This window comes from Methylobacterium sp. WL119, assembly GCF_008039875.1.
Lineage (GTDB): Bacteria > Pseudomonadota > Alphaproteobacteria > Rhizobiales > Beijerinckiaceae > Methylobacterium.
The window spans coordinates 1-359 of sequence record NZ_VRUU01000261.1; the positions used below are offsets into that span (position 1 = coordinate 1).

The following is a 359-nucleotide window of genomic DNA, read 5'->3' on the forward strand; positions in this document are numbered from 1 at the left end:
AGCGTCTCGCTCGGCCCCAGATCCCCCCTTTTGGCAGCCCCTGCCGCCTTTTGATGCGCCCGCACGTTGGTGCCATCGAGGAACACCATACCAAGCTGGACGCCCTGCTCTTGCACGAGGCCGAGCAGCTGCTCCCAGACGCCAGCACGCGACCAGCGGATGAAGATCTGCGCCGCGCGCCACCACGGCCCCAGATCCTCTGGAATGGCCCGCCACTTGGCCCCGTTCTGATGCCGCCAGAGGATGGCTGAGAGTGTGCGTCTGAGATCCTGTGGGGGCGTCTTGGCCTTGGGCCGGCAGGCCTCGACCAAAGGCTCCAGTTCAGACCACTGGGCGTCGCTCAGCATCGTCCCTCCTGC

1 pseudogene is annotated in these 359 nt (G+C 66.6%); it reads right to left on the reverse strand.

From position 1 onward, the window contains the following. A pseudogene (locus tag FV227_RS28745) lies at nucleotides 1-347 on the reverse strand (IS5 family transposase); the annotation flags it as partial. Between the last annotated feature and the right edge of the window lie 12 nt (nucleotides 348-359).